The organism is Pseudolabrys sp., from assembly GCF_050250095.1.
GTDB lineage: Bacteria > Pseudomonadota > Alphaproteobacteria > Rhizobiales > Xanthobacteraceae > Pseudolabrys.
The window spans coordinates 187,599-202,283 of sequence record NZ_JBFWPH010000005.1; the positions used below are offsets into that span (position 1 = coordinate 187,599).

At 67.3% G+C, this 14,685-nt stretch carries 12 protein-coding genes; 7 read left to right on the top strand and 5 right to left on the bottom strand.

The window, feature by feature from the left end:
• Window positions 1-3: 3 nt before the first annotated feature.
• From trpD to lexA, 5 genes are all read left to right on the top strand, one after another.
• On the top strand, window positions 4-1,047 hold the full coding sequence (gene trpD, locus AB7F10_RS16405; RefSeq protein ID WP_428562580.1) for an anthranilate phosphoribosyltransferase: 1,044 nt from the start codon (window positions 4-6) through the stop codon (window positions 1,045-1,047).
• On the top strand, window positions 1,047-1,847 hold the full coding sequence (trpC, locus tag AB7F10_RS16410; protein ID WP_428562578.1) for an indole-3-glycerol phosphate synthase TrpC: 801 nt from the start codon (window positions 1,047-1,049) through the stop codon (window positions 1,845-1,847). Before trpD ends, trpC begins: the two co-directional genes overlap by 1 nt.
• A 5-nt stretch (window positions 1,848-1,852) precedes the next feature.
• A complete protein-coding gene (gene moaC / locus AB7F10_RS16415; RefSeq protein ID WP_428562576.1) occupies window positions 1,853-2,395 on the top strand; it encodes a cyclic pyranopterin monophosphate synthase MoaC in 543 nt (180 codons plus the stop codon).
• A gap of 3 nt (window positions 2,396-2,398) precedes the next feature.
• On the top strand, window positions 2,399-3,610 hold the full coding sequence (locus tag AB7F10_RS16420; protein WP_428562574.1) for a molybdopterin molybdotransferase MoeA: 1,212 nt from the start codon (window positions 2,399-2,401) through the stop codon (window positions 3,608-3,610).
• A gap of 134 nt (window positions 3,611-3,744) precedes the next feature.
• A complete protein-coding gene (lexA, locus tag AB7F10_RS16425; protein ID WP_428562572.1) occupies window positions 3,745-4,458 on the top strand; it encodes a transcriptional repressor LexA in 714 nt (237 codons plus the stop codon).
• Between the two features lie 12 nt (window positions 4,459-4,470).
• Here the strand turns inward: lexA and AB7F10_RS16430 are convergent, their stop codons facing one another.
• Both AB7F10_RS16430 and AB7F10_RS16435 read right to left on the bottom strand, forming a co-directional pair.
• On the bottom strand, window positions 4,471-6,771 hold the full coding sequence (locus AB7F10_RS16430; protein ID WP_428562570.1) for a ComEC/Rec2 family competence protein: 2,301 nt from the start codon (window positions 6,769-6,771) through the stop codon (window positions 4,471-4,473).
• A gap of 169 nt (window positions 6,772-6,940) precedes the next feature.
• Window positions 6,941-8,638 carry a glutamine--tRNA ligase/YqeY domain fusion protein gene (locus AB7F10_RS16435; RefSeq protein WP_428562968.1) on the bottom strand — a complete coding sequence of 566 codons (1,698 nt, stop codon included), beginning with the start codon at window positions 8,636-8,638 and terminating at the stop codon, window positions 6,941-6,943.
• Window positions 8,639-8,846: 208 nt separating this feature from the next.
• On the opposite strand from AB7F10_RS16435, the gene gltX reads away from it, so the two are divergent.
• Both gltX and gltA read left to right on the top strand, forming a co-directional pair.
• On the top strand, window positions 8,847-10,268 hold the full coding sequence (gene gltX / locus AB7F10_RS16440) for a glutamate--tRNA ligase (RefSeq protein WP_428562568.1): 1,422 nt from the start codon (window positions 8,847-8,849) through the stop codon (window positions 10,266-10,268).
• A gap of 226 nt (window positions 10,269-10,494) precedes the next feature.
• Complete coding sequence (gltA, locus tag AB7F10_RS16445; protein WP_428562566.1) at window positions 10,495-11,805, top strand: citrate synthase; 1,311 nt, start codon at window positions 10,495-10,497, stop codon at window positions 11,803-11,805.
• Here gltA and lpxB read toward each other — a convergent pair whose 3' ends face one another.
• The 3 genes from lpxB to lpxA are packed head-to-tail and all read right to left on the bottom strand — an operon-like array spanning window position 11,806 to window position 14,685.
• Window positions 11,806-12,960 (bottom strand): lipid-A-disaccharide synthase, encoded by a 1,155-nt coding sequence (gene lpxB / locus AB7F10_RS16450; RefSeq protein WP_428562564.1) that lies wholly within the window; start codon window positions 12,958-12,960, stop codon window positions 11,806-11,808.
• A 2-nt stretch (window positions 12,961-12,962) separates the two neighbouring features.
• Window positions 12,963-13,868 carry an LpxI family protein gene (locus AB7F10_RS16455; RefSeq protein ID WP_428562562.1) on the bottom strand — a complete coding sequence of 302 codons (906 nt, stop codon included), beginning with the start codon at window positions 13,866-13,868 and terminating at the stop codon, window positions 12,963-12,965.
• Between the two features lie 7 nt (window positions 13,869-13,875).
• The gene (gene lpxA / locus AB7F10_RS16460; protein WP_428562560.1) at window positions 13,876-14,685 is read right to left on the bottom strand and encodes an acyl-ACP--UDP-N-acetylglucosamine O-acyltransferase; all 810 of its coding nucleotides are present in this window, start codon (window positions 14,683-14,685) and stop codon (window positions 13,876-13,878) included.

A 14,685-nucleotide genomic window follows, 5' to 3' on the forward strand; every position in this document is an offset into this window, starting at 1 on the left:
TCCATGAACGAGAGCGATCAATTCCGCGCGCTGATCGGCAAGGTGGCGACCGGCGCGGCGCTGACCCGCGACGAAGCGACCTTCGTATTCGACCGCATGATGTCGGGCGAAGCGACGCCCTCGCAGATGGGCGGCCTGCTGATGGGCCTGCGTGTGCGCGGCGAGACGGTCGACGAGATCACCGGCGCGGTCACCACCATGCGCGCCAAGATGGTGCGTGTCGCAGCGCCGCCCGACGCGATCGACGTGGTCGGCACCGGCGGAGACGCCTCCGGCTCCTTTAATGTTTCGACCTGCGCGGCTTTCATCGTCGCCGGCGCCGGCGTACCGGTCGCCAAGCACGGCAATCGTGCGCTGTCGTCGAAATCGGGCTCGGCCGACGTGCTGGCCGCGCTCGGCGTCAATGTCGATCTCGCCGGCGAAGCGGTCGCGCGCTGCATTCGCGATGCCGGCATCGGGTTCATGTTCGCGCCGGCGCATCACCCGGCGATGAAGAATGTCGGCCCCACCCGCGTCGAACTGGCCACCCGCACCATCTTCAACCTGCTCGGACCGCTGTCGAACCCGGCAAGCGTCAAGCGGCAGATGACCGGCGCATTCTCCAAACAGTGGATCGAGCCGATGGCGCAGGTGCTGAAGAACCTCGGCTCGGAAGCGGTCTGGGTCGTGCATGGGTCCGACGGGCTCGACGAGATCACCACGACCGGAACGACCAGCGTCTGCGCGCTCGAGAACGGCAAGATCCGCAGCTTCGAGATTGCGCCGGAGGACGTCGGCCTGCCCCGCGTCACCGCCGACAAGCTGCGCGGCGCGGACGCCGACACCAATGCCCGCGCGCTGTTCGACGTGCTCAAGGGCAAGAAGACCGCGCTGCGCGACATCGCGCTGTTCAATGCCGCCGCGGCGCTGATCATTGCCGGCAAGGCGAAGGATTTGAATGACGGCATGGTGCTTGCCGCAAAGGCGGTCGATTCAGGCGAAGCCGAAGGCCGGCTCGACCGCCTGATCGCGGTTTCGAACGCCAAAGAGCCGGTGCAGGACGCCTGATGTCGGACATTCTCACCAAGATCGAAGCTTACAAGCGCGAGGAAATCGCGGCGGCCAAGCGCGTTCGCCCGCTCGGCGCTCTCGAGCGTGACGCCAAAACCGCCGCACCGCCGCGCGGTTTCGCCAAGGCGATCGAGAAGAAGGTTTCGGCCGGCGACTATGCGCTGATCGCGGAGATCAAGAAGGCAAGCCCCTCCAAAGGCCTGATCCGGGCCGATTTCGATCCGCCGACGCTCGCGAAGGCTTACGAGGCCGGCGGCGCGACCTGTCTCTCGGTGCTGACGGACGCGCCGTCATTCCAGGGCAAGCCTGAATTCCTCGGCGCGGCGCGCAACGCCACAGCGCTGCCGGCGCTGCGCAAGGATTTCATCTACGAGCCCTATCAGGTGGTCGAATCCCGGGCGCTGGGGGCGGATTGCATCCTGATCATCATGGCCTCGCTCGATGACGCCGCGGCTGCCGAGATCGAAAGCACAGCGTTCGAATATGGCATGGACGCGCTTATTGAAGTTCATGATGAAGTTGAACTTGAGCGGGCCATGCGCCTGAAATCGCCGCTGATCGGCGTCAACAACCGCAATCTGCGGACTTTCGTCACGGCGCTCGAAACCAGCGAGCGGCTGGCGCCGAAAATCCCGCGCGACCGCATCGCCGTCGGCGAAAGCGGCATCAACACCCCGGCCGACCTCGCCCGGCTCGCCAGGGTCGGCATGTCGACTTTCCTGATCGGCGAAAGCCTGATGCGCCAGCCGGACGTGACGGCGGCGATCCGCGCCATCCTCACCCGCGCGGCACCGTGAGGCCGATGCCGGTGGCAAAGCGGGCGACCAGGAAAACCTCGAAGCGCCCGGCGCGACAGCGCCTGACCCATATCGGCGCGACCGGCGAAGCCCACATGGTCGACGTCTCCGCCAAATCGCCGACCGAGCGCGTCGCGGTCGCGGAAGGCCGCGTCACGATGGCGAAGCCGACGCTCTCGCTGGTGCTCAAGGGCAACGCCAAGAAAGGCGACGTGCTCGGCGCGGCGCGGCTTGCCGGCATCATGGCGGCCAAGCGGACGCATGAGCTGATCCCGCTTTGCCACCCGCTGGCGCTGTCCAAGGTCACCGTCGAGATCGCGCCGGACCGCAGATTCACCGGCCTGACCGTGCGTGCGACCGTGAAGGTGAAAGGCCCGACCGGCGTCGAGATGGAGGCACTGACCGCGGTGTCGGTCGCGTGTCTGACGATCTACGACATGGTCAAGGCGGTCGAGCGCGGCATGCGGATCGAGGGCATCCGCCTGATCGAAAAGCTCGGCGGCAAGTCTGGACACTACAAGTCCGGCCATTACCGCGCGAAGGGCTAAACGATGGCGCTGATGCCGGTCGCAGAGGCGCTGAAACAGGTTCTCGCGGACGCCGCGCCGCTGCCCGCGCATGACGTTCCGCTGTCGGATGCGCTCGGCTGCGTACTGGCGCAGGATCTCGTCGCCAAACGAACCCAGCCGCCGGCGGCGCTTTCCGCGATGGACGGCTATGCCGTGCGCGGCGCGGATATCGCGCAGGCGCCGGTCACGCTTGACGTGATTGGCGAAGTCGCCGCCGGCCACCCGTTCGCAGGCCACGTCGGTCCGGGCCAAGCCGCGCGCATCTTCACCGGCGGCGTGATGCCGGCGGGCAGCAATACCGTCGTCATTCAGGAAGACACCGGCCGCGACGGCGACAAGGTTCTGATCAAGCTCGCCATCAAGACCGGCCGCCATGTCCGCCCTGCCGCGATCGACTTCCGCGAAGGTGACGTCCTGCTCGCCAAGGGCCGCCGCCTCACCGACCGCGACCTGATGCTCGCCGCCGCGATGAACTATCCGGCGGTGAAGGTGGTGCGCCGGCCGAAGGTCGCCGTGCTCGGCACTGGCGACGAACTGGTGCCGCCCGGCCAGGCGCCGAAGCCCGGCGAGATCGTCTATTCGAATGGCTTTGCGCTCGCCGCGCTGGTGCGCTCCGAAGGCTGCGAGGCAATCGAACTCGGCATCGCGCGGGACAGCCTCGACGCCATCGGCGCCGCGATCCGTCGCGCCCGCGACGCCGGCGCCGATATCCTGCTCACCTCCGGCGGCGCATCGGTCGGCGAGCACGACCTCGTCCAGAAGGCGCTGACCGCCGAGGGCATGGACCTGTCGTTCTGGCGCGTCGCACTGCGCCCCGGCCGCCCGATGATGCACGGCAAGCTCGGCCCCATGCAGGTGCTCGGCGTGCCGGGCAATCCGGTGTCGTCCTACGTGTGCTCGTTCCTGTTCCTGGTGCCGCTGATGCGCCGCCTCGCCGGCCGCCGCGACGTCATCCATGCCCCGCAAGCGGCGGTGCTCGGCCGCGACATGCCGGAGAACGACGAACGCGCCGACTACCTGCGCGCGACGCTGAGCGAAGGCCCGGATGGCGTCCCGGTCGCGACGCCGCTGGCGAACCAGGACAGCTCGCTGATGGCGCCACTGGCCGTGGCGGACTGCCTGTTGATTCGCGAGGTGCGTGCGCCGGCGGCGAAGGCCGGCTCGCCCTGCGTCATCCTTAAGTTCGGCCTTTAGCGGCCGTTCGCATTGTTCACTTCAAATTAATCGGTTGCGGAACACAACTGGAACGGATAGTGTCCGTTCATGATTTGTTTCTGGCCGATGCGTGGGATGCGCGGGGCCGGAACTGGGGAAATCCGAGGAAATCCATGCTGACCCGCAAACAGTTCGAGCTTCTGCGTTTCCTGCACGAGAGGCTGACGGAAACCGGCGTCCCCCCCTCGTTCGACGAGATGAAGGACGCGCTCGATCTGCGGTCGAAATCCGGCATCCACCGGCTGATTACGGCGCTGGAGGAGCGCGGCTTCATCCGCCGCCTGCCCAACCGCGCCCGCGCCATCGAAGTGATCAAGCTGCCCGATTCGGTCGCCCATGGGCTTGGCTCCGGGCGCAGCCGCGGCTTCACGCCGAGTGTCATCGAGGGCGACCTCGGCCGCGTCCGTGCGGTGGCCGCCGACGATGACGGCGGCAGCGCCGGGCACCCGATTGCCGTGCCCGTCATGGGCCGCATCGCCGCCGGCACGCCGATCGAGGCGATCCAGACCCGCAGCCACACCATCAACGTGCCGCCGGACCTCCTCTCGACCGGCGAGCATTTCGCCCTCGAAGTGCGCGGCGACTCGATGATCGAGGCCGGCATTCTCGACGGCGATATCGCCCTGATCCGCCGCAGCGACGCCGCCGACACCGGCGACATCGTGGTGGCGCTGATCGACGACGAGGAAGCCACCCTCAAGCGGTTCCGCCGCCGCGGCGCCTCCATCGCACTCGAGCCGGCCAACAGCGCCTATGAGGTGCGTATCCTGCCGCCGAACCGGGTCCGCATTCAGGGCCGGCTTGTCGGCCTGTTCCGGCGCTACTGAGACCGTTCCAGCCTAATCGTCGGCCTCGCGCGCGCCGTCCGGCGGCGTGGCATCGCGCTGCGCCGGCCGCCGCTTCGCCGGCGACGGCGCAGTTGCGGTCGCCTGCACCCGCAGGCCGCTCCAGGGCCGCGCCTCGCCCGCCGGGCGCGCCCATTCGACGATGGCGGCGCTCCCCTTGCCAGCGGAGGTCCAGCGCAACGCACTGGCGCCGTGGGCTCGCCAGACACCACGGTCGATCAGCATGCCCTTGCATGTCGCAGGAGCCTCGCGCGGCGTCACGATCACTGCGGCACGTGAACAATCCTCCGCAAGCGCCTCGATTGTCTCGCTGAATGCGGCGACCCTGCCGTTCGCGAAAGGACCGGTGCAGCCGACAGGATCGCAGCGGACACCCGCCTTCAGGGTGTCGTCCTTGACGGTCCGGCTATCGCCGTCGGCGGCGAGCCAGTCGCGCAAGGCGAAATTGTCACGGCCGGCGTGGAGAACGGCGAGCCGGCCGTCGGCCTGCCGGAGTGCCGCCGTTTGCCCGTCGGCCGACACCAGCAGATCCGGTTTCGGCGTGACGTAAACCCAGAGGCAGGCCAGAAGCGCGAGTCCCGCCCCGCTCCAGCGCAGCGGTGTCCGCAGCATGGCGATCAGCAGCAGCCCGGCGGTCGCCAGCAGCAACGGCCCGATGCCGAAGGCGTGGATGTGCCCCACCGCGCCCGGCAACGCCGCGACCCACAGGGCGACCGTCACCATCCAGTCGATGCCGGCACCCATCAGCGGCCAGAACAGGCCGTCGAAGCCGAACGGCATCGCCAGCGTGCCGAGGATACCCATCGGCATCACCCAGGCCGAGACGACCGGCATGGCGGCGAGGTTCGCCAGCACGCCATAGGGCGCGAGGCGATGGAAATGGAACGCCGCGTAAGGCGTGGTGGCGAGGCCCGCCACCAGCGAGGCGATCACCAGCCCGGCAATCTCGCGTCCGCCCCACAGCGCGAGGCGCGCGCCGGCCGACGTGTCGGCGTCGGCACGCCACGGCAGCCCATTGCGGTAAGCGGCGATGAGCGCGAGCGTCGCGGCAAACGACATCTGGAAGCTCGGATGCACCACGGCCTCGGGCGTCAGCAGCATCACCGCACAGGCGGCGACCGCGAGCGTGCGGAACGTCAGCGCCGGCCGGTCGGCCATCACGCCGATCAGCACGATCGCGACCATGATGTAGGAGCGCTGCGTCGCGACCTCCGCGCCCGACAGCAGCAGATAGAACGTCGCGGCAACCAGCGCGGCGGCCGCCGCCCATTTCTTGATTGGATGGCGGGTCGCGGCGGCAGCGCTCAGTGCAAAGCCGGCACGGATCACGAAGAACACGATGCCGGCGACCACCGCCATGTGGTAGCCGGAGATCGACAGAACATGCGCGAGGCTCGACACATACATCGCGTCGTTGACGGGTTGCGTGATCGCGTCGCGTTTGCCGGTAATGAGCGCCGAGGCAATCGAGCCGGTGTCGCCGGGCAGCACGGCGCGAATGCGATCGTCGATCGTCTCGCGCATCATTTCGATCGCGCTGCGATAGGACAGCCAGAAACCGCGCGCGCCCGGTGCCGGCTGTGTCGCGATGGCCCCCAGCACATAACCCGAAGCGCCGATGCGCTGGAAATACATGTCGCGCGCGAAGTCGTAGCCGCCGGGACGCAATGGCTGCAACGGCGGCGTGAGACGCGCCTTGAAGCTCACGTAATCGCCAACCGCCGGCGCATGACCCTTGCGGACTGCAACGCGCACGCGCTCCGGCTTGACGCGCAGCCGCTCACCGCTCATCGACGCGACGCGCACGACGATACGATCGCTGCGCGCCCGCTCCTCGCGGATTTCGACGAAGCCGGTGACCGCAGCGCCGAAGACAGGATAGTCGAGCACCGGATGCGCGATCAGCGCGGTCTTGATTGTCGCAACGGCAAACCCGGTGGCGATCGCAGCCGCCGTCAGCGCGCCCGCAAACGCGATGAACCGCCGACGCACGAGGAACGCAGCGAAGGCGAGCACGACAGCGAGAGCCGCGGTTGCCGGCCACAGCGGCTCACGCGGCGCGGTAAAATAGCCGATGATGCCGATGCCGAAGGCGACCGGCATCCACGGCACCAGGCGGCCCGGCGCGAATTCCGCCGCGAGATACTGCGCCAGCACTTCGCGCCATCGCTGCAACGCAAGCAGAAGCCCGGCAGGCAAAGCGCCGCCGGCACGCCGTCGTGCGGCGTCCACGCCTGCGGCGAGCGCGCGTGCTTTCGCGCGCGCGCCGTCGCGCACCCTGTCCCCCGGCGCCATCCCAGTCCCCAGGCAACCCAAAACTTGGGCCGGTCCGGGGGACAGTTTACATGGGCATCCTCACCTGTCATCGCCCGGCTTGACCGGGCGATCCAGTAAATACAACCGTCTACGGTGATTACTGGATGCCCCGCCTTCGCGGAGCATGACGACGGAGGAAAGCCGCGCGTTACGTTGTGCGCTCTTTGGCCCAACTGTCGCGCAGGCCGATGGTGCGGTTGAACACCGGCTTCTCGCGGGTCGCATCGACGTCGCGGCAGAAATAGCCGAGCCGCTCGAACTGCACCGGCGCGGTGTTGTTCGCGGTCGCGAGCGCCGGTTCGACGCGAGCGTCCGCGACAATCTCGAGCGACTCCGGATTGAGGTCGGCGGCGAAGTTCTCGCCGCCCGGCGGGTCCGGCGACTTGAACAGCGGATTGTAGAGCCGCACCTCCGCCTGCACGGCGTCCTTCGCCGACAGCCAGTGAATGGTGCCCTTCACCTTGCGGCCATCCGGCGCGTCGCCGCCCTTGGTCGCGGGGTCGTAGGTGCAGCGCAGTTCGATCACCTCGCCCGCCGCGTTCTTGACGACCTCGCGGCAGGTGACGAAGTAAGCGTAGCGCAGCCGCACCTCCGCGCCCGGCGCGAGACGGAAGAATTTCTTCGGCGGATTTTCCATGAAGTCGTCGCGCTCGATCCAAAGCTCGCGGCCGAAGGTGACCATGCGCGTGCCGGCTGCGGGGTCGTCCGGGTGGTTGGCGGCCGGCAACTGCTCGGTCTGTCCTTCCGGATAATTCTCGATCACGAGCTTCAACGGACGCAGCACGCCGATGCGGCGCGGCGCCGACTTCAACGCCTCGCGGATCGAGAACTCGAGCATGCCGACATCGACGACGCTGTTCGCTTTCGCGACGCCGATGCGCTTGATGAAATCGCGGATCGCCTCCGGCGGCACGCCACGGCGGCGCAAGCCGGCGAGCGTCGGCATGCGCGGATCGTCCCAGCCCTTCACATGGCCGTCGCGCACCAGCATGGTGAGCACGCGCTTCGACAGCACCGTGTAGCCGAGATTGAGACGCGCGAATTCGTACTGCCGCGGGTTCGACGGCACCGGAAGATTGTCGAGCAGCCACTCATAGAGCGGACGGTGATCCTCGAATTCCAGCGTGCAGATCGAATGCGTGATGCCTTCGATCGCGTCCGACTGACCGTGCGCATAATCGTAGCTCGGATAGATGCACCACTTGTCGCCGGTGCGCGGATGCTTCGCGTGCAGGATGCGATACAGCACCGGATCGCGCAGGTTGATGTTGCCCGACGCCATGTCGATCTTGGCGCGCAGCACGCGCGCGCCGTTCGGATATTCGCCGGCGCGCATGCGGCGGAACAGGTCGAGGTTTTCCTCGGCGCTGCGGTTTCGGAACGGGCTGTTCTTGCCGGGCTCGGTGAGCGTACCGCGATTGACGCGCATCTCCTCGTGGCTCTGGTCGTCGACATAGGCCTTGCCGGCGCGGATCAGGCCCTCCGCCCAGGCGTAGAGCGTCTCGAAATAGTCCGAGGCGTAGTGGAGGTGCTTGCCCCAGTCGAAACCGAGCCAGTGGACGTCGCGAATGATCGCGTCGATATATTCCTGCTCTTCCTTGGCCGGGTTGGTGTCGTCGAAGCGCAGGTGGCAGCGTCCGCCGAACTCCTCGGCGAGGCCGAAATTCAGGCAGATCGACTTGGCGTGGCCGATATGCAGGTAGCCGTTCGGCTCGGGCGGAAAGCGGGTGACGACCCCGGCATGGCGCTTGGCGGCGAGATCGCCCGCGACGATATCGCGGATGAAATCGCGGACTGGTGCCTCTCCGGCCGTCGTGGTGCCGGCCGCCGAATCGTCCTTCGCCATCGTGCTTGAATCCCAGAATTCGCCCTGCGGCGCAAACCGCTCGCCTGGCGCGTTGAAGACGCGCGTCAACGCGCTTTTGCCCGGCCTATCTGCCAAATCTGCCGCCGCAGGGAAAGGCTTGTCGCCCCTCAGGGTCGCCGGACCGTTAAGTGACCCAAGCCTTAAATAGCGTGGACGGTTGGCCCAATTGTGGTACATCGCGCCCGCGATGAGCGACCCTGTCGTCACCCGATTTGCGCCGTCCCCGACCGGCTTCCTCCATATCGGCGGCGGACGAACGGCCCTGTTCAACTGGCTGTTCGCCCGCGCCCGTGGCGGCACGATGCTGCTGCGGATCGAGGACACCGACCGCGAGCGCTCGACCACCGCCGCCATCAACGCGATCATCGAGGGGCTAACCTGGCTCGGCCTGTCCTGGGACGGCGACATCGTCTTCCAGCACGGCCGCGCCGCCCGTCACCGCGAAGTGGTCGAGCAGTTGCTCGCCGCCGGCATGGCCTACCGCTGCTACGCGAGCCCCGAGGAACTGACCGCGATGCGCGAGGCGGCCCGCCGCGAGGGCCGCGCCCGGCTTTATGACGGCCGCTGGCGCGACCGCGACCCTTCCGAGGCGCCCCCCGGCGTCAAGCCGGTGATCCGCCTCAAGGCGCCGCAGACCGGCGAGACGGTCATCGAGGACCAGGTGCAGGGCCGCGTCGTCTGGCAGAACGCCGATCTCGACGACCTCGTCCTGCTGCGCTCGGACGGCAGCCCGACCTATATGCTCGCGGTGGTGGTCGACGATCACGACATGGGCGTCACCCACATCATCCGCGGCGACGACCATCTGACCAACGGCGCGCGGCAAAAGCACATCTACGACGCACTCGGCTGGCAGGTGCCGGTGATGGCGCATATTCCGCTGATCCACGGCCCCGACGGCTCGAAGCTGTCGAAACGCCACGGCGCGCTCGGCGTCGATGCCTACCGCGCCATGGGCTACCTCCCAGAAGCGATGCGGAACTATCTGGTCCGTCTCGGCTGGAGCCACGGCGACCAGGAGATCTTTTCGACCGGGGAGATGGTGGCGGCCTTCAACCTCCAGAGTATCGGCCGTTCGCCGGCGCGGTTCGACTTCGCAAAGCTCGAGAGCCTCAACGGCCACTATATGCGCGCGACGCCGGATGCCGATCTGGTCGCGGCGCTGGAAGGCCTGTTACCGCACATCGCCGGCGGCGAAGAACTGATCGCCAAGATGACTCCGGCGCTGCGCGCCTCGCTGATCGCTGCGATGCCGAGCCTGAAGGAGCGCGCCAAGACGCTGGTCGAGCTGTTCGCCGGTTCGCGCTTTCTCTGGGCAAGCCGGCCGATCGAGCCGGACGAGCAGGCCCGCAGCCTGCTGACGGCCGAGGCCAGGACCATCTTGTCCGGGCTGACCCGACAGCTGGCCGACGGCGACGACTGGAGCGCGGCCGCGACCGAGGCGCGGGTCCGCGCCTTTGCCGAACAGGCCGGGCTGAAGCTCGGCGCCGTCGCCCAGCCGCTGCGCGCGGCGCTGACCGGACGCACCACCTCGCCGCCGATTTTCGAAGTGCTGAACCTGCTCGGCCGCGAGGAGACGCTCGCGCGGCTGCAGGACCAGATTTCCTGACCGGGGCGGCGGCCCGGCGCCCTCTTGTCCCCCGGTTTCACCCCGCAGAAACGCCGGGAAGCTCCGCCTCGCATGGCGGAAAGCCCTGCATTGCGCTATCTTGCAGTGCACATTCCTATGAGTTAGGCAGACGACACGCTTCGCGGATGGCGACGAACCGCCGATCCGCTTGCCCACCGGTGCACAACCGGGCGGGCCGGTTCCACCCGCCTTCGAGGGCCCGATCATGGACGCAAAAACGAACAAAACCTCGGATTCCGGCAAGCTGACCGTCGGCAACAGCAACTGGGATTTTCCGCTCTATCACGGGTCGATCGGCCCCTCCGTCGTGGACATCTCCAAGCTCTACGGCGACAGCGGGATGTTCACTTACGATCCCGGCTTCACCTCGACGGCAAGCTGCGAGTCCAAGATCACCTACATCGACGGTGACGAAGGCATCCTGCTCTACCGCGGCTATCCGATCGAGCAGCTCGCCGAGCACGGCGATTTCCTCGAGACCTGCTATCTCCTGCTTTACGGCGAACTGCCGACGCCGTCGCAGAAGGCCGACTTCGACTATCGCGTCTCGCGCCACACCATGGTGCACGAGCAGATGAGCCGGTTCTTCCAAGGCTTCCGCCGTGACGCGCACCCGATGGCGGTGCTGGTCGGCTCGGTCGGCGCGCTGTCGGCCTTCTATCACGACTCGACCGACATCTCCGACCCGCATCAGCGCATGATCGCCTCGATCCGCATGATCGCGAAGATCCCGACGCTCGCGGCCATGGCCTACAAATATTCGGTCGGTCAGCCGTTCGTTTATCCGCGCAACGATCTCGACTACGCGTCGAACTTCCTGCGCATGTCGTTTGCCGTACCGGCCGAGGACTACAAGCCGAACCCGGTGCTGGCGCGCGCGATGGACCGCATCTTCATCCTGCACGCCGACCACGAGCAGAACGCCTCGACCTCGACGGTGCGGCTCGCCGGCTCGTCGGGCGCCAATCCGTTCGCCTGCATCGCCGCCGGCTGCGCCTGCCTCTGGGGCCCGGCGCATGGCGGCGCGAACGAAGCCGCGCTCAACATGCTGGCCGAGATCGGGACGCCGGACCGCATCCCGGAATTCGTCAAGCGCGCGAAGGACAAGAACGACAGCTTCCGCCTGATGGGCTTCGGCCACCGGGTCTACAAGAACTACGATCCGCGCGCCAAGATCATGCAGAAGACCTGCCACGAGGTCCTGACCGAGCTCGGCATCAAGGACGATCCGATGCTCGACGTCGCGATGGAACTGGAAAAGGTCGCGCTGCACGACGAGTATTTCATCGAGAAGAAACTCTACCCGAACATCGACTTCTATTCGGGCATCACACTGAAAGCGATGGGCTTCCCGACCTCGATGTTCACCGTGCTGTTCGCGCTCGCCCGCACCGTCGGCTGGATCGCGCAGTGGAAAGAGATGATCGAGGATCCGCGCCAGAAGATCGGCCGGCCGCGCCAGCTCTATACCGGCGCGACGCAGCGCGATTACGTGCCGATCTCGCGGCGGAAGTAATCAGCCCTCTGCGGCTTTGAGAACGATTTCAGCGGCGCGGTCACTGGGCCGCGCCGTTCCAATTTCCATGATCGCGTCGAGACGGTTGAAAGCTTCGACCTGCCGGGTGCGTTCCGCAGTGTCGCCAAGCAGAGGCGCAAGCGCCGCCGCCATTCGTCCCGGCTCGGCATCCTCCTGCAGGAATTCCGGCACGACCTTCTCGCCCAGCACCAGATTGGCGAGGATCACGGTCGGAACCTTGACCAGGCGCCGCGCGATAAACGCCTCGATCGCCGAGCCTTTGTAGGACGCCACCATCGGCACCCCGGCGAGCGCCAGTTCCAGCGTGCCGGTCCCGGATTTGACCAGCGCTGCGCGGGCGGCGCGAAATGCGGCGTCCCGATCCTCCTGCGTCACCGCGAGGCGCGGACGCACACGCCACGATGCAACGACGCTTTCGATGCCGGCGGCAAGACGCGGCACCGCCGCGATCACAACCTCAAGAGGCCCCACTGTCGCCGCGACTTGCGCGACCGTCTGCTCGAAGATCGGCAGCATGTATTTCAACTCGCCGCGACGGCTGCCGGGCATCACCAGCAGCACCGGCGGTGAGGCCTCGCGTCGGCGGGCTTCGTCCGTGTTCGGCCGCAGTTCAGCGATCCGCTCGATCATCGGATGGCCGACATAAGTGCAGGCCGGTCCGCCAAGCCGCCGATGCGCCTCCGGCTCGAATGGCAGAAGCGCCAGCACATGGTCAACATAAGCGCGCATCGCTTTGGCGCGACCGGGCCGCCAGGCCCACACGCTCGGCGAGACGTAATCGACAATCGGCAGGTCCGGCATCGCCGTGCGGACGCGGCGCGCGACACGGTGGGTGAAATCGGGACTGTCGATGATGACCAGCACGTCCGGCTTTGCGGCGGCGACCGCTGCCGCGGTCTGCCGGATGCGGCGCAGAATGTTCGGGAGTTTTGCGGGGATCGACGTGAAGCCCATGATCGACAATTCGTCGATCGGGAACGGCGGCGTAATGCCCTGCGCCGTCATTTGCGCGCCGCCGACGCCGGTAAATTCGACCTCCGGCCGCATGCTGCGCAGCGCCCGCATCAGCGGCGCGCCGAGCCGGTCGCCGGATTCCTCGGCCGCGACGAGAAAGACCCTCAGCGGACGCGGCACGCTCAAGCCTCCCGCGCCTTGACCCCGATCACGAACAGACCGGCGCGATCCGCATCGGCGACGACGCGGGCGATATCGACCACAATGGTTCGTCCGGCAGCGACAGCAATGCCGCCGAATCCGGCGGCGGCGACGCCCGCGACGGTGTCCGGTCCGACGGCCGGCAGATCGAAACGCAGGTCCTGCCCTCGTTTCGGCATCTTCACCAGCACGCCGGTGCGCTCGCCGCTGCGAATGCGGCCGGCATCCCGGAGCGCGGCAGCGTGGCGAAGCATGCCATCGGTGCCTTCAATGCCCTCGATGGCGAGCACATGATTGCGCGCGACAATCGCGCCCTGGCCGACGTCGAACCGGCTGATGGTTGCAATCAGATCGAGCCCTTTCTCGATGTCCGCCCGGTCTTCGGGCGTCGGTGCGCGCGCGGTCATCACACCTTCCGGCGCCAACATCTCCGGCGCGACGTCCGCAACGGCGAGAATACGAAAGCCGTGGCGCTCGAAAAACGCGCCGAGCGTCGTCAGCATATGATTGTCGCCGCCGCGAAACGCCCGAATAATGTCCGGCAGCATCAGCATCGTGCCGAGATCGAAGCGGAGCTGACCGATCCGTGGCCGCGTCAGGCCGCCGATCCAGATGAAATCGCGGCAACCGTGGCGCCGGGCGAGCCGCTTGAAACGGCCGAACTGGCCGAGCGCGATCCACTCGTGAGGAAACCGTTCGACGTCCGCCGCGCTGGCGAAGCCCCGGAACGGAAACAGCATCACCGGCCGGCCGCTCTTGACCACGACATCGGCGACCGCCGCCGGGGCAACGCCGCCGCCGCAGATGATGCCGAGCGGGCCGATCTCCGGCGTCCCAAGCGCCTGCGTCCGGGCGGCCGAAGCGGCGATGGGCGCGGAGGCGGGCATGGCCGCGTCAGTCTTCGTCCGACGCGCCGGCGCTGCGCGGCCCGGCGATCCGGCGCGCGTTGCCGGCGCGGATGAACTCGACCATGCGCATGACATAGGCATCGCCGGCGAAGTCGGCCGCGACCTTGTCGGTGCGCTGTTTCAGCGGACCCGTGCCCTCGAAGATCGCGCGGTAGCCGCGATAGACATTGCGGATCGCCTCGCCGGAGAGGCCGCGGCGGCGCAAGCCGACGCGATTGATACCGGCAAGATTGCTGCGGTGGCCGATGACGATCGCATAGGGAATGATGTCGGAGGTGACGCCGACCAGCCCGCCGATCATCGCCAGTTCGCCGACGCGGGTGAACTGATGCACGGCGCAGAGCCCGCCGAGAAACACATTGTCGCCGATTTCGGCAAAGCCGCCGAGCGTCGCATTGTTGGCAAACGTGACGTGATCGCCCACCACGCAATCATGCGCGACGTGCGCACCCGTCATCATGAAGCAGTTGTTGCCGATGACGGTGATGCCCTTGCCGCCGGCGGTGCCGGTATTGATCGTCACGCCTTCACGAAACACGCCGTCCGAGCCGACGATCAGCCGGGTCGGCTCACCCTTGTGGTGCACCGACTGCGGCGGGCTGCCGATCGACGCGAAGGAAAACACCTGGTTGCGCGGTCCAAGCTCGGTGTGGCCGGCGAGATTGACATGGCCGTGAATTTCGCAGCCGTCTCCGATGACCACATTCGGTCCGACGATCGCATAGGGACCGATCGAAACGTCCTTGCCGATCACCGCACCGGAGGCGACCCGCGCGGTCGGATCGATCGTTGTCAT

Bases quoted from the DNA above. Each gene is read 5' to 3' on its own strand.
- moaC (WP_428562576.1), top strand. From the start codon at position 1,853: ATGCCGGTGGCAAAGCGGGCGACCAGGAAAACCTCGAAGCGCCCGGCG.
- trpC (WP_428562578.1), top strand. From the start codon at position 1,047: ATGTCGGACATTCTCACCAAGATCGAAGCTTACAAGCGCGAGGAAATC.
- AB7F10_RS16420 (WP_428562574.1), top strand. From the start codon at position 2,399: ATGGCGCTGATGCCGGTCGCAGAGGCGCTGAAACAGGTTCTCGCGGAC.
- AB7F10_RS16435 (WP_428562968.1), bottom strand. From the start codon at position 8,638: ATGGCGAAGGACGATTCGGCGGCCGGCACCACGACGGCCGGAGAGGCA.
- trpD (WP_428562580.1), top strand. From the start codon at position 4: ATGAACGAGAGCGATCAATTCCGCGCGCTGATCGGCAAGGTGGCGACC.
- gltA (WP_428562566.1), top strand. From the start codon at position 10,495: ATGGACGCAAAAACGAACAAAACCTCGGATTCCGGCAAGCTGACCGTC.
- lexA (WP_428562572.1), top strand. From the start codon at position 3,745: ATGCTGACCCGCAAACAGTTCGAGCTTCTGCGTTTCCTGCACGAGAGG.
- lpxA (WP_428562560.1), bottom strand. From the start codon at position 14,685: ATGACAACGATCGATCCGACCGCGCGGGTCGCCTCCGGTGCGGTGATC.
- AB7F10_RS16455 (WP_428562562.1), bottom strand. From the start codon at position 13,868: ATGCCCGCCTCCGCGCCCATCGCCGCTTCGGCCGCCCGGACGCAGGCG.
- AB7F10_RS16430 (WP_428562570.1), bottom strand. From the start codon at position 6,771: ATGGCGCCGGGGGACAGGGTGCGCGACGGCGCGCGCGCGAAAGCACGC.
- gltX (WP_428562568.1), top strand. From the start codon at position 8,847: ATGAGCGACCCTGTCGTCACCCGATTTGCGCCGTCCCCGACCGGCTTC.